The 411-nt window shown below is 41.1% G+C and carries 1 rRNA gene; it reads right to left on the bottom strand.

What is annotated here, in order from left to right:
- Window positions 1–285 precede the first annotated feature (285 nt).
- Window positions 286–401 (bottom strand): 5S ribosomal RNA (gene rrf / locus RVS70_RS22835).
- Between the last annotated feature and the right edge of the window lie 10 nt (window positions 402–411).

Below are 411 nucleotides of genomic sequence, written 5' to 3'. Positions count from 1 at the left end.
CGTGCCGCGTAAGTAAAAGTGTAAAAAAGAAAACAAGTACCCATAAGAGAATACGGACTAGACTGGAAAAATATGTTTATATTTTTATTGCACCATACTACTTTTTTCTTAGCTTGACGGCTATGGGCCGTGCCCGCGGAAAGCGAAGTAATTAGTCGGAGCATTGCCAATATACATCAAACATTTCAAAATAACTACTTGGCTTAACACAGTCATTGCACTGATTTTATACTTTCTTAACTTATAAAAAAAAAGAGGTATAAAAATACCTCTTTTTTTATCGTTGCCTGGCGGCGTCCTACTCTTGCAGGGGCAAAGCCCCAACTACCATCGGCGCTGGAGAGCTTAACTTCTGTGTTCGGCATGGGAACAGGTGTGACCTCTCCGCTATTGCTACCAGACCTAAAGGAT

The sequence above is a fragment of the Virgibacillus sp. M23 genome (assembly GCF_034190895.1).
GTDB lineage: Bacteria > Bacillota > Bacilli > Bacillales > Amphibacillaceae > Virgibacillus > Virgibacillus salarius.
The sequence above is the reverse complement of the archived record's forward strand: the minus strand, read 5'-3'. Positions and strand labels throughout refer to the sequence as shown.